The sequence below is a fragment of the Stenotrophomonas sp. 05L44_2 genome, from assembly GCF_056665995.1.
In genome coordinates this window covers 1-1,991 of record NZ_JBFTNR010000749.1, presented here as the reverse complement: position 1 = coordinate 1,991, position 1,991 = coordinate 1, and the positions used below count along the sequence as shown (strand labels likewise).

General features: G+C 64.9%; 2 protein-coding genes. One reads left to right on the top strand and one right to left on the bottom strand.

Annotation, left to right across the window (positions count from 1 at the left end; translation table 11 throughout):
* Positions 1-1,620, top strand: a 1,620-nt coding sequence (gene smrA / locus AC1VAN_RS20160; RefSeq protein ID WP_480986568.1) for a multidrug efflux ABC transporter SmrA, incomplete at its 5' end; no start/stop codon positions are given.
* 121 nt (positions 1,621-1,741) lie between these two features.
* Here smrA and AC1VAN_RS20155 read toward each other — a convergent pair.
* A partial coding sequence (locus AC1VAN_RS20155; protein ID WP_480986567.1) for a DUF885 family protein occupies positions 1,742-1,991 on the bottom strand: 250 nt, incomplete at its 5' end.

Below are 1,991 nucleotides of genomic sequence, written 5' to 3'. Positions count from 1 at the left end.
GGTGCGGACTTCTTCCAGCGCCATGCCGATACCCTCGGCTGGATGCTGTTCATCACCGTCATCGCGCGCCCGATCCTGGTCGGCCTGCACAACCTGCTGGTCAACCAGGCCATCGTGCCGGGGCTGAGCAATCGATCGCGCTGGCTGATGCACAACTACGTGGTGCGGCAGAGCCTGAGCTTCTTCCAGAACGACTTCGCCGGCAGCATGGCCAACCGGGTGATGCAGACCGGCACCTCGCTGCGCGAGTCGGCGGTGCAGATGGTCGATTCGCTGTGGTACATCGTGGTCTATACCGGCACCGCGCTGTACCTGTTCGCGCAGGCCGACTGGCGGTTGATGGTGCCGCTGATCCTGTGGCTGCTGGCCTACGTGGTGATCATGATCTACTTCGTGCCGCGCGCGAAGGAACGGGCCTGGATCGCCTCGGAGGCGCGCTCCAAGGCGATGGGACGCATCGTCGATGGCTACACCAACATTCCCACGCTGAAGCTGTTCGCCCACGGCGGCCGCGAGCAGGCCTATGTCGCCGATTCGATCCAGGAGCTGGCGGTCAAGCACCGCGCGCAGACCCGGATCACCACCGGCATGGACCTGACCATCGCCATCGTCAATGGTTTCCTCATCGCCGGCACCTGTGGCCTGGCACTGTGGCTGTGGAACGGCGGACACATCACCGTCGGCGCGATCACCCTGGCAACCGGCCTGGTGATCCGCATCCACAACATGTCCGGCTGGATCATGTGGACCATCAACGGCATCTTCGAAGACATCGGTACCGTGCAGGATGGCATCACCACCATCGCCCAGCCGCTGACCGTGCAGGACCGCGAGGATGCGGTGCCGCTGCAGGTGACTCGTGGCGGTGTGCACTTCCAGGATGTCCATTTCCACTACGGCAAGAAGGGCGGCGTGATCGCCGGCCTGGACCTGGTGGTGAAGCCGGGCGAGAAGATCGGCCTGGTCGGCCCCTCCGGTGCCGGCAAGTCGACGCTGGTGAACGTACTGCTGCGGCTGTATGACCTGGAAAGCGGTCGCATCCTGATCGATGATCAGGACATCGCCTACGTCACCCAGGAAAGCCTGCGCCAGCAGATCGGCGTGGTCACCCAGGACACCTCGCTGCTGCACCGTTCGATCCGCGACAACCTGCTGTACGGCCGTCCCGATGCGACCGACGCGCAGCTGCGCGCGGCCGTGGCCAAGGCGCGCGCGGAGGCCTTCATCGACACGCTGGTCGACGGGGAAGGGCGTCGTGGCTACGACGCGCATGTCGGCGAGCGCGGGGTGAAGCTGTCCGGTGGCCAGCGCCAGCGCATCGCCATTGCCCGTGTGCTGCTGAAGGACGCCCCGATCCTGGTGCTGGACGAGGCGACCTCGGCACTGGACTCGGAAGTGGAAGCGGCCATCCAGGACAACCTGGACGAGCTGATGGGCGGCAAGACGGTGATCGCGATCGCCCATCGCCTGTCGACCATCGCGCGCATGGACCGGCTGGTGGTGATGGACCAGGGCCGGATCGTCGAGACCGGTAGCCATGCCGAGCTGATCGAGGCCGGTGGACTGTACGCGCGGTTGTGGGCACGGCAGACCGGTGGTTTTGTAGCTGCGGAGCAATGACCAACGCCGCACGGTGGATGCGCAACAGTAGATCCACGCCATGCGTGGATGCTGTGCCACACGGATAAAGAAACGGCCCGGGTTTCCCCGGGCCGTTTTCATTCAACTCACACCCGATCCCTCACTCGATCGGCTGGTCCAGCATCAGCTGGCGTGCGAAGCGCACCGGCGGTGCGCCGTAGGACAGCATCTGGTCGTGGTAGGCCTTCAGGTTGAACTTGTCACCCAGCTTGTCCTGCATCGCCTTGCGGGTGTCGAAGTGTTCCTGCGCACCGACGAAGTAGGTCGGCAGCTGAGCCGAGGTCAGCTGCGCGCGCACCCACTTGCCCGAGGCTTCGCTTTCCTGCTGGAAGGCGTCGTGGGTCATCAGG